Genomic DNA, 657 nt, shown 5'->3' on the forward strand with positions numbered 1-657 from the left:
TCTGCACAAAACAGAAATGGCCTGCGTGCGTTAACTAGCTAAGAATCCCACGGCTTTAGCCGTGTCGGAGGCTCAACAGACGGTTGAAGACTTTTCTATTAAGACATACTCCAATCATTCCTAATTTCGGACAAAACGAATTCGATGATCAAATACTTCAACAATTCATCGCTGAAAATCAAACTGAAGAAGGAATTAAAACCAACTCTGAACGTTTTATGATCATTGCCAGGTTATAGGTAAGGTTATTTTTGTTTGTTTACTTTAAAATGACAGTAGATAGACTAACCAAAGAGCTAATATGTCTTGGGTTCTATCTACTGTTTTTTTCTCCCTTTTTCGACTTCTGTTTTATGAAAGTGTGGTATAATTTTACTATTCGAACAATCAGATAAAACACCGACTTCATGAGGAGTGAAGAACTATTATCACTGAAGCAAATTTTCATATTTCTGCTAGAAATACATATGACGGAAAAGAATGTTGCAGATATAGTATGCTTCGGAGTTGGGACACGACAAAGGACAAAGCGGCAATTATAATGTTTAATCCAGCAAGAGAGAACCCTATGCCGTTTAGGCTAGTACACCATCAATCCTTAAATTGTGGGTAAAGACGTTTTAGTTTGATTCTTGCTTCGTCGGTGGTAAACTGCCA

1 pseudogene is annotated in these 657 nt (G+C 37.1%); it reads left to right on the forward strand.

The features are described 5' to 3' along the window. Window positions 1–92: 92 nt before the first annotated feature. Window positions 93–239, forward strand: a pseudogene (locus NLX71_RS26335) (SAM-dependent methyltransferase); the annotation flags it as partial. Between the last annotated feature and the right edge of the window lie 418 nt (window positions 240–657).

The organism is Paenibacillus sp. MZ04-78.2, from assembly GCF_024213375.1.
Lineage (GTDB): Bacteria > Bacillota > Bacilli > Paenibacillales > NBRC-103111 > Paenibacillus_G.